Origin of the sequence: Thalassobellus sediminis (assembly GCF_044386045.1) — a bacterium.
Classification (GTDB): Bacteria; Bacteroidota; Bacteroidia; order Flavobacteriales; family Flavobacteriaceae; genus Thalassobellus; species Thalassobellus sediminis.
Genome location: NZ_JBISCD010000040.1, coordinates 561298 through 579418 on the forward strand (window position 1 = coordinate 561298; position 18121 = coordinate 579418).

At 32.0% G+C, this 18121-nt stretch carries 12 protein-coding genes and 1 pseudogene; 8 read left to right on the forward strand and 5 right to left on the reverse strand.

Annotated elements, in window-relative coordinates; all coding sequences use genetic code 11:
- Positions 1-49 precede the first annotated feature (49 nt).
- Positions 50-1174, reverse strand: coding sequence for a DUF4382 domain-containing protein (locus ACH5TW_RS09110; RefSeq protein WP_439336190.1), 1125 nt, complete (start codon positions 1172-1174; stop codon positions 50-52).
- 249 nt (positions 1175-1423) lie between these two features.
- Between ACH5TW_RS09110 and ACH5TW_RS09115 the strand changes: the two genes are divergently transcribed.
- From ACH5TW_RS09115 to ACH5TW_RS09125, 3 genes are all read left to right on the forward strand, one after another.
- Positions 1424-2176: an SDR family NAD(P)-dependent oxidoreductase gene (locus tag ACH5TW_RS09115; protein WP_439336191.1), complete on the forward strand. Its 753-nt coding sequence runs from the start codon at positions 1424-1426 to the stop codon at positions 2174-2176.
- Complete coding sequence (locus ACH5TW_RS09120; protein ID WP_439336192.1) at positions 2173-2802, forward strand: HD domain-containing protein; 630 nt, start codon at positions 2173-2175, stop codon at positions 2800-2802. The genes ACH5TW_RS09115 and ACH5TW_RS09120 overlap by 4 nt, the downstream gene beginning before the upstream one ends.
- Before the next feature lie 65 nt (positions 2803-2867).
- Positions 2868-4001 (forward strand): ATP-binding protein, encoded by a 1134-nt coding sequence (locus ACH5TW_RS09125; RefSeq protein ID WP_439336193.1) that lies wholly within the window; start codon positions 2868-2870, stop codon positions 3999-4001.
- A 155-nt stretch (positions 4002-4156) separates the two neighbouring features.
- Here the strand turns inward: ACH5TW_RS09125 and amaB are convergent, their stop codons facing one another.
- Positions 4157-5710, reverse strand: coding sequence for an L-piperidine-6-carboxylate dehydrogenase (amaB, locus tag ACH5TW_RS09130; RefSeq protein WP_439336194.1), 1554 nt, complete (start codon positions 5708-5710; stop codon positions 4157-4159).
- Between the two features lie 283 nt (positions 5711-5993).
- On the opposite strand from amaB, the gene ACH5TW_RS09135 reads away from it, so the two are divergent.
- The 4 genes and pseudogenes from ACH5TW_RS09135 (at position 5994) to pbpC (ending at position 14940) form a co-directional block, all read left to right on the forward strand.
- Positions 5994-11564, forward strand: a complete 5571-nt coding sequence (locus ACH5TW_RS09135) for an alpha-2-macroglobulin family protein (RefSeq protein ID WP_439336195.1) — start codon at positions 5994-5996, stop codon at positions 11562-11564.
- Positions 11561-12238 (forward strand): annotated as a pseudogene (locus ACH5TW_RS09140) (YqjF family protein); the annotation flags it as partial. The gene ACH5TW_RS09135 and the pseudogene ACH5TW_RS09140, both read left to right, overlap by 4 nt.
- Positions 12239-12283: 45 nt before the next feature.
- The gene (locus tag ACH5TW_RS09145; RefSeq protein WP_439337507.1) at positions 12284-12592 is read left to right on the forward strand and encodes an antibiotic biosynthesis monooxygenase family protein; all 309 of its coding nucleotides are present in this window, start codon (positions 12284-12286) and stop codon (positions 12590-12592) included.
- The gene (pbpC, locus tag ACH5TW_RS09150; RefSeq protein WP_439336196.1) at positions 12589-14940 is read left to right on the forward strand and encodes a penicillin-binding protein 1C; all 2352 of its coding nucleotides are present in this window, start codon (positions 12589-12591) and stop codon (positions 14938-14940) included. The genes ACH5TW_RS09145 and pbpC overlap by 4 nt, the downstream gene beginning before the upstream one ends.
- Positions 14941-14942: 2 nt before the next feature.
- Here the strand turns inward: pbpC and ACH5TW_RS09155 are convergent, their stop codons facing one another.
- The 3 genes from ACH5TW_RS09155 to ACH5TW_RS09165 form a co-directional block, all read right to left on the reverse strand.
- A complete protein-coding gene (locus tag ACH5TW_RS09155; RefSeq protein ID WP_439336197.1) occupies positions 14943-15722 on the reverse strand; it encodes an endonuclease/exonuclease/phosphatase family protein in 780 nt (259 codons plus the stop codon).
- Positions 15723-15817: 95 nt separating this feature from the next.
- Positions 15818-16363: a YciI family protein gene (locus ACH5TW_RS09160; protein ID WP_439336198.1), complete on the reverse strand. Its 546-nt coding sequence runs from the start codon at positions 16361-16363 to the stop codon at positions 15818-15820.
- Positions 16364-16383: 20 nt separating this feature from the next.
- Positions 16384-16854, reverse strand: coding sequence for a CYTH domain-containing protein (locus ACH5TW_RS09165; RefSeq protein ID WP_439336199.1), 471 nt, complete (start codon positions 16852-16854; stop codon positions 16384-16386).
- An 81-nt stretch (positions 16855-16935) separates the two neighbouring features.
- Between ACH5TW_RS09165 and dinB the strand changes: the two genes are divergently transcribed.
- Positions 16936-18033, forward strand: coding sequence for a DNA polymerase IV (dinB, locus tag ACH5TW_RS09170; protein ID WP_439336200.1), 1098 nt, complete (start codon positions 16936-16938; stop codon positions 18031-18033).
- The last annotated feature ends 88 nt before the right edge of the window (positions 18034-18121 follow it).

The following is an 18121-nucleotide window of genomic DNA, read 5'->3' on the forward strand; positions in this document are numbered from 1 at the left end:
AAAAGAGCATCACTATTAATGATGCTCTTTTTTTTAATATTTAGAAATTTTAAATAGCGTCTAATGTTTTTAAATCCAAAACTGTTTCATTATTTGCTGTAACCAAAACATCTGTAGAATTGTCTTTTGAGTATACTAACGAAAGATAACCAGTAGCACTTAGAGTTACTGTATATACCCCCACAGGAATCTCTTCTAAAAGAAATTCACCATTAGCATTTGAATCTATTGTTACAATAACTTCTTCAGTAACACTATCTTTAAGCGTAACCGTTACAATTAAATCATTTGTTACATCTCCACTAATTGAACCTGGCTTAAAATCTAATTGAATTGGTTCTTCTATTATTGTAGTTTGACCATTAACAACCGAAACCGCTAAAGCAGAACCTTCAGTATAATCAGAAGATTCATCAATTGGAGTTACTACAACATCATATGTTCCTTCAGGAACACCCCATAATGCAAAAACTCCTGTTTCATCTGAATTAGCAGAAATAATGAAATCATCTTCAGGGTCATCGTTTCCCATATCATCAACCAATACAGAAACAATTGATGGGACATCTGTTGGTGCTATAGTTCCTTCAATAATTCCTGAGCTTACTTCTGCACTAGCATAAAGTACCGGTTTTAAAACAATATTACCTGAATTGCCAGCTATAACAATTGATTTTTGTACATCAAAATCTAAGACATAATTATAAGTAAATCCTTCTTCAATAACGGCATCTACTTTAACTTTTAAACCCGATTGTTGTGCACTTGGCGTTTTTAAATCAAAGGTTTCTGGTTCATCAGCATTATTTCTAATCACAATTGTGTTACCGTCTCCTAATACCAAACGTATTTGTTTAATTGTTCCTACCGGAATTGGAAACCTTTCTACTAATACTTCATTAACCCCACCAGTTAAATCCAATAAATCAATAGTACCAGTCTTTATCATTTCTAAATCAATCCAACCACTATCATCATTGCTATCATCCATTTTGATCATAACACCAAGGACATTAACATTTACTTCATCATAATCACCTGGAGAATCAACGAGTTTTACTGATATTTTTGGTGCTTTAGCATTTATTTCGTTAGATTCTGAATCGCTACACCCAAAGATACTTATCATTAAAAATGACAGAAAAAATAATCTTATTATTTTTAAAGTTTTCATAGTTTTATGTTATTATTATCTATATGAGGTTTATTAATTATATACGTACTCATGATATTAAATAGACTATCAAATTACAAAAAATGCTTTTTATTTAAGGCCAAAATATTTTAAGTTACAAAGTATAAATAGATTTTCGAGCAGAATTAAAATAAAAGCAATTTTCTTTTTTTATTTATAAAACAATTATACAATTTTATATCTCTTTTGAGTATTTTTATGTACGAATTGCAAAAAAATCAATATAAAATGATCAAAACGGCCTTAATTACAGGAGCCACCAGTGGTATTGGACATGCAACAGCCTACGAGTTTGCAAAAAACGGCATTAACTTAATACTCTGTGGCAGACGACTACAACGCCTTGATACTATACAGAAAGCTTTAGAAAAATTAACCAATGTTCATATTTTAAATTTTGATGTAAGTAACAAACAAGAAACGCTTGATGCTATTGCTTCATTACCTGAAAATTTTAAACACATTGATATTTTAATTAATAATGCTGGAAACGCTCATGGCTTAGACCCTATAAACGAAGGTAATATAGATGATTGGGACGCGATGATGGATATTAATGTAAAAGGTCTTTTGTATGTAAGTAAAGCTATTATACCTCAAATGACCGAGCGACAATCTGGACATATTATAAACATTGGCTCTTCGGCAGGTAAAGAAGTATACGCTAAAGGCAATGTGTATTGTGCTAGTAAACATGCTGTTTTAGCCATTACCGAAGGCATGCGCATCGATTTAAATCCGTTTGGAATTAAAGTTGGAGCCATTAGCCCTGGACTAGTTGAAACCGAATTTTCGCAAGTACGTTTTAAAGGCGATAAAATTGCAGATAATGTTTACAAAGGTTTTAAAGCACTACAAGCTAAAGATATTGCTGAGATTATTTATTTTGCCATATCACGCCCGCCTCATGTAAATATTGCCGATTTATTAGTATTTCCAACAGCGCAAGCAAACTCAACATTGATTAAAAAAGAGTTATGAGTAATCAATTAAAAAAAGAATGGTTTCAATTAATAACAAAGTTTAGTTCAAATCAATCTTTAATTAATTCATTTTGGAATGAAATTGAAAACCAATACACCCTGAAAATTCGCCATTATCATAATCTTTCACATATAATGACAATGTTTAATCATGCTGAAACTATTAAATCAAATATTACAGATTATGACACTTTCTTATTAGCTATATGGTATCATGATATTATTTACAAACCTACCAAAAACAACAACGAAGAGAAAAGCGCTCTTTTGGCTAAAAAAAGACTGAAATCACTAAATTTTGACGAAAAAACGATAAAAATAATTCAAAATTTAATTATTTCAACAAAAAAACATGAACTAATTCTAACAGAAAATAATGATAATTCATATTTATTAGATATTGATTTATCAATTTTAGGAAGTGAATGGAATACATATAAAACTTATATTAAAAACATAAGAAAAGAATACGCCATATTCCCTGATTTTATATACAAAAAAGGAAGAAAGAAAGTATTACAGCATTTTTTAGAAAGAAAAAACTTGTATTTTACTGAATTTTTTAAAAATAAATTTGAAGAGCAAGCAAGAGAAAATCTATTGAAAGAAATTGAATCACTATAACATGAATTTTGTATCAAGTTATAAATAACAAACCATAAGATTCCCGCCTTCGCGGGAATGAAGCTATGATTAATAAACGCCTACTTATAAAACACCTTTTAGCTCACAATGATGAGAACAGTTTTTATGACAAAAAGCGAAAAATAGATATTGGTCATAAAGAGGGAAAAGCTAAGTTTTTAAAACATGTTTGTGCGCTTTCTAATAGTAACCCGAAAAACAATTCTTATATAGTTATTGGGGTTGAAGATGAAGATAATAATATTATTGGTGTCGATTTTTTTGATGATAGTAAAATTCAAAATCTCATTAACGCATATTTAACCAATCCACCCATTGTACAGTACGAAAACATTCCCTTTCCACATTTACCAGATAACAAAGTTGTAGGTTTAGTTACCATTAGAGCAACCGGAAAAATTACGTCACTTAGAAAAAACATTTGGAAATATTATGGTGGTTCTGTGTTTTTTAGAGACGGCAGTATGAGCATGCCAAAAGTTTTTGATATTGATATAAAAGACATCAACTCTAAAATAGTTCAAGCTATTGAAAACAATGCTCAAAACAACATAGAGCACACTTTAAACGGTGTTTTTGATTTTATGAACACCCGAAAAGACTACAATGCACAATACAAAGTATTTAAAGAATATTTTGTAGTATGTTGGGCAGGACAAAAAAAGATAGTTAAAGACGAGGTGTTTTTTTCTAGAGTAGATATTGAACTAATAAACGAACAAGTGCGTTTGTTTTTTTCAGCCTTAGATGAAGTCGCCATTTCTTTTAATGCCGATAGCTTTAAAATTATTGAATACGTCAATCTCGGATTTCAAAACCAAAATAAATATTACCAACTTGAAGAAACCATTATTCATTTTGAAAACAATGCTAATTATAATATTGAAACCAAACTTTTATTTGAACCGCCTCAATACGATAAAAAAGTGCTGCATCACGTCTACAACACTAATAATGCTATTTTAGAAAAACTAAAAAAAGGATTATCAATTACTAAAACAGAAGAATTAGATTTAAAAAACTTACCCGTTACCTACCTCATTTGTTATTTCAATTTATTTCATGAAGCTATTGATAAACTTAATGAAGCAAAACCGTATTTAAAAAAACATAGCAAAACGCTATATAACTCGTATAAAGAATCTATACGAATATTACGGAAAGTAAAATACAGTTAAAATTTATTCACGAATTTAACATTTAGATAACCTTATAATTTTGCAAACGTAAGAAAAAGCATTAGCTTCGCAGTGCTATTAATCTTTTTTAGATATAAACCTTGTCTCTCCCGAAAAAATCGGCATTGAGGCAAGGTTTTTTTTATGGTTAAAACTTACAAATCAAACTTTATCCCCTGCGCCAAAGGCAACTCGGTTGTATAATTAATAGTATTTGTTTGTCTGCGCATATACACTTTCCATGCATCACTACCAGATTCACGACCTCCACCAGTATCTTTTTCTCCACCAAAAGCGCCACCAATTTCAGCACCAGAAGTTCCAATATTAACATTAGCAATACCACAGTCTGATCCTTGAACCGATAAAAAACGTTCTGCTTCACGTAAATTATTAGTCATAATTGCAGAACTTAATCCTTGAGCAACTTCATTCTGAATGTCTATAGCATTTTCAACATCACCACTATATTTTAACAAATATAAAACAGGCGCAAAGGTTTCATGTTGTACAATTTTAAATTCTGGTTTAGCTTCAGCAATAGCAGGTTTTACATAGCAACCACTTTCGTAACCTTCACCTAAAAGCACGCCACCTTCAACTACTATATTCCCGCCTTCTTCAACTACTTTTGTTAAAGCATTTTGATACATTTTTACAGCATCTGTATCAATTAATGGTCCTACATGATTGGTTTCATCTAACGGATTTCCTATTCGTAATTGCTTATAAGCATCAACAACAGCATTTTTAACTTTATCGTAAATAGAATCGTGAATAATTAATCGGCGTGTACTTGTACAACGCTGTCCGGCAGTACCAACTGCTCCAAAAACAGCACCAATAACTGTCATTTTTATATCGGCATCCGGTGTTACAATAATAGCATTATTACCGCCTAATTCTAATAAACTTTTACCCAAACGACCCGCTACTTCTTTAGCAACAATTTTACCCATTCTGGTAGAACCCGTTGCAGAAATAAGAGGTATCCGAGTATCTTTTGTCATAAACTCACCAACAACGTAATCGCCATTTATTAAACACGAAATGCCTTCTGGTAAATTATTTTTAGCAAAAACCTCAGCGGCTATATTTTGACAAGCAATGCCACAAAGTGGAGCTTTTTCACTAGGTTTCCAAACACAAACATCGCCACAAACCCAAGATAAAGCAGTATTCCACGCCCAAACAGCCACAGGAAAATTAAACGCCGAAATAATACCAACAACTCCTAACGGATGATATTGCTCGTACATACGGTGTCCCGGGCGTTCGCTATGCATGGTTAAACCATGAAGCTGACGCGATAAACCCACAGCAAAATCGCAGATATCTATCATTTCTTGAACTTCACCCAAACCTTCTTGGTAGCTTTTACCCATTTCGTAAGACACTAATTTACCTAAAGCTTCTTTTTTCTCCCTAAGCTTGTCTCCAAACTGACGTACAATCTCTCCACGTTGCGGAGCTGGCATCGTTCTCCATGATTTAAAAGCTGTCGTTGCCGCATCCATCACCTTTTCATAATCAGCTTTTGTAGTGCTTTTTACTTTTGCAATTAATTGTCCATCAACAGGCGAATAACTTTCAATAATATCACCATTAGAAAAGTTATTTAAACCTGTTGAAGTGCCTTCATTTACAGCTTTAACACCTAAAGTTTTAAGCGCTTCGTTTATTTGAAAATCAGTTGCTAGAGTTTGCATATTTTATTGATTTATTATTCCTAATGAAATTGTTTACGAATATAGCAATAAAAAGTCGCTTTTACTGAAATTTATATTCAGATTATAAATAGCATTTCTTCCCTAAAAAGCAACCTATTTATTATTCATAATTTAATATTAATAATCACTAAAAACTTGTAACTTTAAGAACAAATTAACATAAACTTATAATCTAAGCTTTAATTCTTGAACGTAACTATTTACAAGAAATACCATGCGTTTTCTTTCAACCTGTTCATTTTCATATAAATCCTTCTAAATTATGTCATTAAAAAAATTCCTGACTGTTGCAATTTTAATAGCGATTACTTATTCATGTAAAAAGAAAATAAACGAAACCGATAATCTTTTCAAGTTTAAAGATTATATAAGTTACACAACTTCTGGATTAACATCTGTTGCTAGTCCTATTGAAATTAGCTTATCAAATGATGTTGAAGGTTGGGAAATGAATGAAGAAATAACAGATAATATTGTTTCTATTTCACCTCACATACAAGGAAAATTAACAGCGATAAACAAACACGCATTACTTTTTACACCAGATGAGTTTTTAGAACCTGCTACCGAATATACAGTCTCTGTAAAACTAAACAGCATTTACAAAAACATACCCGATAGTTTTAAAAACTACACCTTTCAGTTTAAAACTAAGACCCCAAGCTTTAATGTTATTACAAACAATTTACAATCTTACAGTAAAAATTGGCAATATTTAGAAGGTGTTATAAAATCGGCAGATATTATTTCTATTAACCAAGCAAAACAATTGGTGAAAGCGTCTCAAAACAACAAAAATCTATCTCTTGTTTTTAATGAAGCCAATGAACAAGGGCAAACTTTTGAATTTAAAATTGACAGTATTAATAGAGTCATTGAAGACAGTAAAATTCTTGTTTCATGGAACGGAAAATCAATAAACGCTTCTAATAAAGGAGAAAACACGGTACTTATTCCTGGAATCAATAACTTTTCTATTGTAGACGTAGATGTAATTCAATCGCCAGAACAACATCTTTCAATCAACTTTTCCGACCCTTTAAAAAAACAACAAAATTTTGATGGTTTAGTTACCATTCAGAAAGTAAAAAACCCAAAATACATAGTAGATGGTAACGTATTAAAAGTATATCCAGACAGTAAATTAGTTGGAAATATTCAAGTTGATGTATTTCGAGGCATTAAAAACACAGATAATTATAAACTTAAAAAACCATTTTCTGAAACCATTGCTTTTGAAGAATTAAAACCCCAAGTAAAACTAATAAGTAACGGTACAATTTTACCAAATTCTGAAGCATTAAAATTCAATTTTGAAGCTGTAAACTTAAGCGCTGTTGATGTTAGAATTATTAAAATTTTTGAAGATAATGTGCTTCAATTTCTTCAAGACAATAATTTAAATAGTCGTAATTCTTACGATATAAAAAAAGTTGGCAGACGCATTGCTAAACAAACCATACAACTACAAACCGAAGCAGAAAACACAGGAAAATGGAAAGCTTATAGCATCGATTTATCTAAGTTTTTTAAAGCAGATCCAGGAGCTATTTATCGCGTTGAGCTAAGTTATAACAAAAGCTATTCGTTATACAATTGTGAAGCTAATGCAAATAGTTCAAATTCTGAAAATGATGACTATGACGATTATTACGAAGAAGACTATTATGAAGATGAATACACCGAAACATCATCAGAAGATGAAGATTTACGCGAAGAACAATATTGGGATAATTTAATATACAGATATAAAGACTACAGCTATAATTGGCGTGAAGAAAACAACCCATGCCATGACGCGTATTATAGCGAAAACAAAATAGTCTCTCAAAACCTATTGGCATCCAACTTGGGAGTGATCGCAAAACTCGGCACAAACAATTCCTACTATTTTGCAGTCTCCAATATTTTAAATACTAATCCTGAAGCTAACGCTAGTGTTACGCTTTATAATTATCAGCAACAAGCACTTGAAAATACGGTTACCGACACCGAAGGTTTGGCAACCATTGATGCCGAAAAACACGCAGCCTTTGCCATTATTTCAAAAGGAAAAAACACTACCTATGTTAAACTAACCGACGGCAACTCATTATCCTTAAGTAAATTTGATGTTTCAGGAAACAAATTACAACGTGGACTTAAAGGATATATTTATGGTGAACGTGGAGTTTGGAGACCTGGAGATACCTTGCATTTAACTTTCATGCTTAACGATATTTCAAATCCCTTACCAAAAGGGCATCCTGTTAAAATGGAAATTACTGATCCTAACGGAAAATTGGTATTTAAAGATGTAACATCAGACAATCTGAATAACTTCTACAAATTCACTGTTCCAACATCTACCGAAGATAAAACAGGAAATTATAATGCTAAAGTATCGGTTGGTGGTGCTATATTTTATAAAGGTTTAAAAATTGAAACCGTAAAACCTAACCGTTTAAAAATTAAGATAGATTTTGAAAACGACATTCTTACTGGTAACGAACCTTTAAAAGGAACTTTAGATGTAAAATGGCTTCATGGTGCTCCAGGAAAAAACTTAAAAGCGGAAGTTAAAGCAAAATTCAGTACTTCGTATACCAGTTTTAAAAACTATAAAAAGTACACCTTTAACGACCCAACTCGTAAATTTAATACCGAAGAAATTAATGTATTTGAAGGCAACGTAAACGACGCTGGACTAGCCAATATAACTAAAAAACTAGAAGTTGGTAAAAACGCACCTGGCATGTTAAATGTGCAATTTTTAGTGCGTGCTTTCGAAAACGGAGGTGATTTCTCTATGGATGCCTTTACCAAAAAATATGCACCATATAAATCTTTTGTAGGATTGCGTTCTCCTAAAGGAAATGCCTATGGTTCTTATTTTACAGATGAAAATCAAACGTTTGATGTCGTTGTGGTTGATGCTAAAGGGAAACCAATAAAGCGAAATAATCTTGAAGTAAAAGTTTATAAAGTGGAGTGGCGATGGTGGTGGAATTCCTCTTACGACGATTTATCAAGCTATGTATCTAGCAGTTATCACAGGCCTTATTTAACATCAAAAATAAATACCGATGCTAACGGAAAAGGCGCTTTCAATATTAAAATCCCAGATAATAATCGTGGGCGTTACCTCATTAGAATTATAGACCCTGTGAGTGGTCATGCCACAGGAAGAACTGCTTATTTTTATAAAAATTGGTGGCAAAAAGCTCCTTCTAGCGATAAAGAAGCGGCTAAAATGTTAGTGTTTTCTGCCGATAAAGAAAAATACAATGTTGGTGAAACTGCTAAAATAACCTTTGCTTCAGGTAGTGAAGGGCGTGCCTTAGTAAGTATAGAAAATGGTACCGAAGTGTTAGATTATAAATGGGTAAAAACCAAACAAGGCGAAACAGTTGTCGATATTCCAATAACTTCAGATATGGCACCTAATGTATTTGTAAATATTTCTTTATTACAACCACATGCTATTTCAGAAAACGATTTACCTATTCGTTTATACGGCATTATTCCTATGATGGTAGAAGATCCAAATACCAAATTACAACCCGAATTAAAAATGCCAAATACATTGCGCCCAGAACAAACCTTTGAGGTGCAAGTTTCAGAAAAAAATAAAAAAGCCATGACCTATACCATTGCAATGGTTGAAGAAGGCTTACTCGATTTAACCCGTTTTAAAACACCTAATGCATGGAACGAATTTTACAAACGTGAAGCGCTTGGTGTAAAAACTTGGGATATTTTTGATGATGTTATTGGTGCTTATTCAGGAAGTATCGACCAAGTATTTGCCATTGGAGGTGATGGTAATGCTGCTGGCGGAAAAAACAAAAAAGCCAATCGATTTAAACCAGTGGTTACTTATTTAGGTCCGTTTAAATTAGAGGCTGGAAAAACAAAAAAAAACACAATAAAACTACCTAATTATATTGGTGCCGTTCGTACTATGGTCGTTGCTGGAGACAATAAAGATGGTGCTTATGGTAGTACCGATAAATCTGTCGAAGTAAAAAAACCGCTTATGGTTTTAGCATCGCTTCCGCGGAAATTAAGCCCAGGTGAAAAAGTAACTTTACCGGTTACCGTATTTGCTATGGAACCAAAAGTGAAGAACGTAAAAATTAGCTTAAAACTAAGTAATGGTATTACTGTTGTTGGCGAAAAAACGAAAACACTTGCTTTTGCAAATCCTGATGAGCAAATGACTTATTTTCAATTGGATGTTAGCAAAGCAAAAGGTATAAATACGGTTGAAGTAATTGCATCTGGAAATAGCGAAAAATCAACTTATAAAGTTGAGTTAGATGTTATAAACCCAAACCCAATAACTTCAAAAGCTATTGATGAAACTTTAGAAGCAAATGCCACTAAAACACTGGATTTTTCAACCTTTGGTGTTATAGGTACAAATGCTGCTACTTTAGAATTTTCAACATTACCACCTATGGATTTTTCTCGTAGGCTACAATACTTAATTCAGTATCCTCATGGCTGTGTAGAGCAAACCACTTCGAGTGTATTTCCGCAGTTATTTTTAGGTGATATTTTCGATTTAACCTTCGACAAAAAACAACAAATTCAAACCAATATTGAAAATGGTATAAAACGCTTAAGTCATTTTCAAAGACCAAACGGTGGCATGAGTTATTGGATGGGTGAAAATTCAGCAAACGATTGGGGAACTAGTTACGCAGGACATTTTTTAATTGAAGCAGAAAAGAAAGGTTTTGTTTTACCGCTTACCTTTAAAAGTAACTGGATTAAATACCAAAAACAAGCAGCTAGAGATTGGAGACCAAGCTACAGACGTTATAATTCCGATCTTGCTCAAGCTTATAGATTATACACGTTGGCATTGGCAGGAAGTGCCGATTTAGCAAGCATGAACCGCTTACGAGAATTTTCAGAAATTTCTAATGAAGCCAAATGGCGATTGGCAGCAGCCTATGCTTTAGTAGGACAAAAAGAAGCGAGTGATAACATTTCACAATCGGCAAACATTAATTTTAAACCTATTCGTTATAATTATTACACCTATGGTTCTATAAATAGAAATCGTGCTATGGCTTTAGAAACCATGGTGCTTACCAAAAACTCTAAAATGCGAGAACTTGCCGAATATATTGCAAAAGACCTATCGAGTAATCGTTGGATGAGCACACAAACCACCGCTTATAGTTTACTTGCCATGGCAAAAATGGTGAATGCCAATGGCGGCAAAGCATTGAGTTTAAATTATAGTATTAACGGAAAAACAGAAACTATTAATTCTAAAAATGCCATTGCAGAACGTACTTTACAAGTTGTTGATGGCAGTAATACCTTATCGTTTACAAACAATAAAGGCAATTTGGTTTATGTGCGTGTTTTAAACTCAGGAAAATTACCACTAGGAGAAGAACTAACAGAACAACGTGGATTAAGTGTGGCCATTGCTTATAAAGATTTAAAAGGCAATAACATTGATGTTTCAAAATTACAACAAGGACAAGATTTTGTTGCTACCGTAAAAGTAAGCAACTTAAAAGATGAACCTGTAAACGATGTGGCATTAACTCAAGTTTTCCCATCGGGGTGGGAAATTGTGAACACACGATTTACAGCTTTTGGAAGCTCTACAACAAGTCAGGCTCGTTTTACAGATATTAGAGACGACCGCGTGAATTTCTATTTCGATTTACCGAGAAAAGGAAACCGTAGCACCAAAACGTTTAACATCATGCTAAACGCATCCTATTTAGGAACCTATTATTTATACGGTGTTCAAGCCGAAGCGATGTATGATAATGATTATTTGGTTAGAACTAAAGGGAAATGGGTTACTGTTAAGAAATGATAAAAACCAAAGACATACTAAAGCAAACAAAACATAGATCTTTTGATATCCCTAAAGAACCATGGACTGTTTACCAAGAATGGAATAAAGCTGTTTTTTTACATTGGGAAGTAAATCCTGATTTGATTAAGCCTTTATTACCAAAAGGTATTGAATTAGATATTTTGAATAGAAAAAGCTGGGTTAGTTTAGTAGCTTTCGATATGAATAATATTGGTATTAAAAACATACTAAAACCACCTTATATTTCAGATTTTCAAGAAATAAATATTCGGATTTATGTTGTTTGTAACGGAAAACCCAGTGTTTATTTTTTAAGTATGGAAGCGAATAAATCGTTATCATGTAAACTTATAAAAACAGTTTCAAAATTACCGTATAGATATTCAAAAATGAATAGAAATGATTCTATTTATCAATCCGAAAACAAAGAGTTTAATGACTCTTTTAATATTGAATATAACATAGAAAACCTTCCTACAGAAAAAGACGAAACCGATTTATGGCTTACAGAACGATATGCTGTTTTTCAGGATTATAAAAACCATATTATTGAATACGATGTGCATCATATTGAATGGCCTATTCAAAAAATAAACATAAAAAATTTAGAGGTAAATTATCCTAGATTTAGTCATTTAATAAATAACACACCTGATAAAATTCATTATTCAAAAGGTGTTCAAGTTTTAACTTGGGATAAAAAAAAAATTCAAAATATGAAAAATTTCAAACCCTATTACGCAGTTATTTTCACTTCAACTCAAAAAGAAAACATTGAAGGTTATTCTGAAATGTCAGATAAAATGGAAGCACTTGCTAAGCAACAATCTGGCTATTTAGGAATAGATAGTGCAAGAAATGAAGTTGGCATAACAGTTAGTTATTGGGAAAGCCTTGATGCTATTAAAAACTGGAAACAACAAACCGATCATTTACAAGCTCAACAAAAAGGACGACAAGATTGGTACAGTTGGTATAACGTGAGAATTTGCAAAGTAGAACGCGAATATGGATTTAATTCGTGAACAAAATAGCAAGCTACATAAAACGCCATAAAAAAAAATCGGTAATCATAACCATCCTTGTGATTGCCTATTACTTTTGTTTACCTAACCCCTTATTTAAAGATCCTACAGCAACTGTAATAACCAGTTCAAACAACGAGCTTTTGGGAGCACAAATAGCCGCCGATGGGCAATGGCGATTTCCACATAATGATAGTGTTCCAGAGAAATTTAAAACCTGCATTATTCAATTTGAAGACGAATATTTTTATAAACACCCAGGATTTAATCCTATTTCAATATTTAAAGCTTTAAGAGATAATTTAAAATCTGGTGGTATAAAACGAGGGGGCAGTACATTAACACAACAGGTGATTCGCTTATCTAGAAAAGGGCAAAAAAGATCTTATTTTGAAAAACTAAAAGAACTTATCCTAGCCACAAGATTAGAGTTTCGAGCATCAAAAGAAAAAATATTAGCATATTATAGTAGTAATGCGCCTTTTGGAGGTAATGTTATAGGGCTTGATGCTGCTTCATGGCGTTATTTTAATAGAAATGCTAACGAATTATCTTGGGCAGAAAGTGCCACCTTAGCTGTTTTACCCAATGCTCCTAGTTTAATTTACCCAGGTAAAAACCAAGAACGATTATTACAAAAACGGAACAGACTTCTTAAAAAATTACTTGCTAATCAAATTATAGATTCGCTTACCTATAACTTATCTGTTATGGAAGGTTTACCACAAAAACCTTATCCGTTACCACAAACAACACCTCATTTATTGCAAAAAATAGCACAATTAAATAACGGGGAACGTATACAAACAACTATTGATGCTAAACTTCAAAAACGGGTTAATTTTATTGTTAAAAATCATTATAACCAATTAAGTCAGAATGAAATTTATAATGCAGCGGTTTTAGTTTTAGATGTAAAAACACGGCAGGTTTTAGCATATGTAGGCAATACACCTACCGATAAAGCGCATCAAAAAGATGTAGATATTATTAACAAACCCCGAAGCACAGGCAGTATTTTAAAACCTTTTCTATATGCTGCTATGTTAGATGCTGGCGATTTACTTCCTAATACCTTAGTAACCGATGTACCTACCCAATTTGGGAGTTACAACCCTGAAAACTATAATAAAACCTATGATGGTGCTGTACCTGCTAGTCGCGCTTTATCACGGTCTTTAAATGTGCCTGCCGTACGCATGTTACAAACATTTGGATTAGACAGATTTCACCATTACCTAAAAGCATTGCATCTTAAAGATTTAAAATATAACGCCAATCATTATGGGTTATCACTAATTCTTGGTGGTGCCGAAAGTAATTTATGGGATATATGTAAAAGTTATACCGCGTTTTCTTCAACTTTAAATCATTATTCTGAAAATTCTAGTGAGTATTTTTCAAATGAATTTTGTGAACCTACTTTTTTAGCTTCAAAACATATCGACTTCGGAAAAAAGACAAGTGATAAAACCTTATTTGATGCCGCTTCTATTTATTTAACTTACGAAAGTTTAAAAGAAGTAAACAGACCTGAAAGCGATGAAAGTTGGGAGTTTTTTGATGGCTCTAAACAAATTGCTTGGAAAACAGGCACCAGTTTTGGTTTTCGTGATGCATGGGCTATTGGAAGCACCAAAGATTATGTAGTAGGTGTTTGGGTTGGTAATGCCGACGGCGAAGGTCGTCCAGGACTCGTTGGCGTACAAACAGCTGCTCCCATTTTATTTGATGTGTTCGATTTGTTACCAAACAGCGATTGGTTTTCAAAACCTTTTGATGACATGCAAGAAGTATCTATCTGTAAAAAAAGTGGCTATAGAGCATCTCAAAATTGTGATGATGTGGAAACTAAATCCATTCAAATTAGTGGGTTAAAAACAAAACCTTGTCCTTATCATATTCTTGTGCATTTAGATAAAACAGAAACATTTCAAGTGAATTCTTCATGTGAAGACATTAATAACTTAAAGCATAAATCATGGTTTGTACTCCCTCCATTAATGGCTTATTACTACAAAACTAAAAATCCGTTTTATAAACCGTTACCTAAATTTAGAAGTGATTGTTTAGGAGAAAACGGAGTATCTATTGAATTTATTTATCCAAAGGAAAATAACAATATTTTTTTGCCCAAAGATTTTGATGGAAAAACGAACGACCTCATCTTAAAAATAGCCCACTCAAGACCTGAAAGTACTGTGTTTTGGTATGTAGATGAAACATTTCTTGGCAGCACTAAAGACATTCATGAGTTAGCTATAATTCCTAAAACAGGTAAGCACCTAATTACAGTTGTTGATGAGTTTGGTAATGAGGCTAAAAGATGGGTTACAATTTCTGAATAAAACTATTTTCTAACATAGGTTTTTAACATACTATGATCAGATTCAGTAGTATAAAATTTTTCGGTTTTTAGAACTTTTAAATCTTTTGAAACCCATATATGATCTAAAGAAAGCAAAGGAATATTGTTAAACCAAGTTTCTCTAAAACCATTCCCTTTTTCGTTAAATGCTTGATTAAAATCTTTTTTAAGTTTTTTTAAATAAATAGATTCATAAGGCGTATTAAAATCTCCTAAAACAATGGTTTTCTTATTTTTATTAATACTCTTATTTACAAATGCTAACCCCCATTTTCTTGGAACATCAAAGCTTCCTGTAACATCAACGGCATAAAAATTAACACCCGATGTTTTAAAATTTATAACTGTTGTGCTAAACTTAGATTTATTTTCACTCTCAATAACTATTGGTGTTTTTGAAAAAATGAATATCTCTCTGTCTGATTTATAAAAATAATAATTAGGATATTTTTGTTTAAATGCTTCACTATCACTTTTTTTAGATTCTACTAAAACCATTACATCAGGCAAATGTCCATTTTTATTAAATGCCATTTGAAAATCGTTATCTCTAGAAGCGTTCCAAAAAACTATTTCTAAGTCTGTTTCTTTAATATCATCTGGAATATGTAATTTAAAACTTTTACTTAACCATACCAATAATAATATTGAAGCCAGTATTAAATTATAACGTCTCCACTTTTTAGTTAGAACAATGGAAATAAATAAAACTATAACAATAATAACAGGTAAAGGAAGTGCATAAAAAATTACAGAAGACAAAAAAGTGCGCTCCTTTATAATAAAATGTACAGATAATAATGCTACAATAGATACAACATTAATAAACTGTAAAACAAACCTAATAAGTTTAATTATTATCTTAAAGACTTTTCTTTTGCTGCCCACCACGGATGTATTTCAATTTCTAAACGCCCTGCTTTAACCATAGGATCTGCATTTGCTAAACTATCAGCCATTTTAAGTGTTGGTACGTTATAAATGGTAACCCCTCTAATATTTCCATCATCACCAAAAGGGCCAGAAATATCGGCATAACCTAAATCATACATTTTCTTTAAATGTGCTAAATGCCCTTTTTGTAATTCTTCAGCTTCCTCTTCATTTTGACCGCGAATAAGTCCCTTTTTCAAAAACACCATAAAATATTGTTGCATTAAAAGAGTATCTTGAGTTTTCTCATCAACATAATCAAATGTTTTAAACCCTTTTGCTGTTAATGCTTTTTTCTTGTCCTTTATAGATAACTTAGTAGATTCTGTTGTAATATCTGTCAATGAATCTATTACTTTTTCCAGTTTTTCTATTGCTACGTCTTTAGCGTCTATTATAGGTTCTTTAACCTCTTCTTTACAAGAACAAAAGAAAACTAAAAGTGCTATTGTTAAAATAAAATTTTTCATGTGCCTATAGTATTTGTTTTTTATCTCCATGTATTATAAGGATGCTTACTTAAATATGAATTATAATATTTTATATCGCCTGTAACCTCTTCACCTAACCAACTAGGTTTTTCATACGTTTCATTTTCATTATTTAATTCAACTTCAGCCATTACTAAACCGTCATTATCTCCAAAAAAATCATCTACTTCAAAAATATGCTTTCCAACTTTTATCTCATAACGAATTTTATCAATAACACCAGATTCACAAAGTTTCAATAAAGCTTCTATCTCTAAACTATCAACTTCTTTTTCCCATTCAAAACGAGATAAGCCATTACTAGACGATTGCCCTTTAACAGTTATAAAACCTTTATCCCCTTTTAATCTAACACGAACCGTTCTTTCTTTATGAGAGTTTAAATACCCTTGAACAATTCTCGTTTTTTTAAAAGCTTGTTCTTTATAAATATCTGATTTTACTAAAAACTTTCGTTCTATTTCTATCATAATTATGAGTCCAAAAACTGGGTTTTCATTAATTTTATTAATTGAGATTCTTGCCTTCACAAGAATGCCTAAATTTACACTATGTTAAACGATTTACCAATTAGAAAAATTATTCATGTAGATATGGATGCCTTTTATGCATCTGTAGAACAAATGGATGATCCTACTTTAAAAGGGAAACCTATTGCTGTGGGCGGTGGTGGTAAACGCGGTGTAATAAGTGCTGCTAGCTACGAGGCTAGAAAATTTGGAGTAAAAAGCGCTATGTCTGGAAATTTAGCGATTAAATTATGTCCTGAGCTTATTTTTGTAAAAACTCATTTTGATAGATATACCGAAATCTCTAAAAAAATACGCAACATATTTTATGACTATACCGATTTAGTAGAACCTCTTTCGCTAGACGAAGCTTATTTAGATGTTACCGAAAACAAAAAAGGAAACCCAAGCGCTTCTTTAATTGCTGAGGAAATTAGAGAACGTATTTTTAATGAGGTTGGATTAACAGCTTCGGCTGGTATTTCTATAAATAAATTTATAGCCAAAGTAGCCAGTGATTACAATAAACCCAACGGGCAAAAAGTAGTAAACCCTGAAGAAGTGATTCCATTTTTAGAACAGCTAGACATCAGAAAATTTTATGGTGTTGGAAAAGTAACTGCAGAAAAAATGTATCAAAAAGGCATTTTTACGGGCTTAGATTTAAAACAAAAATCTATAGAATGGCTAGACGAAAACTTTGGTAAATCTGGACGTTATTATTACTACGTTGTTAGAGGTATTCATAATAGTGAGGTAAAACCAAATAGAATTAGAAAAAGTTTAGCTGCAGAACGTACATTTAGTGAAAATTTATCAAGCGAAGTATTTATGCTTGAGAAACTAAAACACATTGCTAATGAAGTTTCTAGGCGCTTAACAAAAAGTAAAGTTGCTGGAAAAACAGTCACTTTAAAAATAAAATACAGTGATTTCACTTTGCAAACCAGAAGTAAAACATTGCCCTATTATATAAGTGATAAAGATATTATTCTAGAAACTGCTAAAGACTTATTGTATCAAGAAAAATTGAATAATTCAGTTCGTTTATTAGGTATTTCTTTGTCTAACTTGAATACAGAAACTAAGAAAAAAGTAGAACAAAAAAGTGTGAGTGTACAATTAAAGTTTCAATTTTAATTATAACCATTTTTTTTAATAATGAAACCAAGTTAACTATTTCAAGCTTAAATTAGTTGCTTTTCATTAAAATTATGCTTCCATACTG

What these genes read in the sequence shown, in the direction of transcription:
- ACH5TW_RS09110 (WP_439336190.1), bottom strand. Translation starts at nt 1,174, where the DNA reads ATGAAAACTTTAAAAATAATAAGATTATTTTTTCTGTCATTTTTAATG.
- ACH5TW_RS09115 (WP_439336191.1), top strand. Translation starts at nt 1,424, where the DNA reads ATGATCAAAACGGCCTTAATTACAGGAGCCACCAGTGGTATTGGACAT.
- ACH5TW_RS09120 (WP_439336192.1), top strand. Translation starts at nt 2,173, where the DNA reads ATGAGTAATCAATTAAAAAAAGAATGGTTTCAATTAATAACAAAGTTT.
- ACH5TW_RS09125 (WP_439336193.1), top strand. Translation starts at nt 2,868, where the DNA reads ATGATTAATAAACGCCTACTTATAAAACACCTTTTAGCTCACAATGAT.
- amaB (WP_439336194.1), bottom strand. Translation starts at nt 5,710, where the DNA reads ATGCAAACTCTAGCAACTGATTTTCAAATAAACGAAGCGCTTAAAACT.
- ACH5TW_RS09135 (WP_439336195.1), top strand. Translation starts at nt 5,994, where the DNA reads ATGTCATTAAAAAAATTCCTGACTGTTGCAATTTTAATAGCGATTACT.
- ACH5TW_RS09145 (WP_439337507.1), top strand. Translation starts at nt 12,284, where the DNA reads ATGAAAAATTTCAAACCCTATTACGCAGTTATTTTCACTTCAACTCAA.
- ACH5TW_RS09160 (WP_439336198.1), bottom strand. Translation starts at nt 16,363, where the DNA reads ATGAAAAATTTTATTTTAACAATAGCACTTTTAGTTTTCTTTTGTTCT.
- ACH5TW_RS09165 (WP_439336199.1), bottom strand. Translation starts at nt 16,854, where the DNA reads ATGATAGAAATAGAACGAAAGTTTTTAGTAAAATCAGATATTTATAAA.
- dinB (WP_439336200.1), top strand. Translation starts at nt 16,936, where the DNA reads ATGTTAAACGATTTACCAATTAGAAAAATTATTCATGTAGATATGGAT.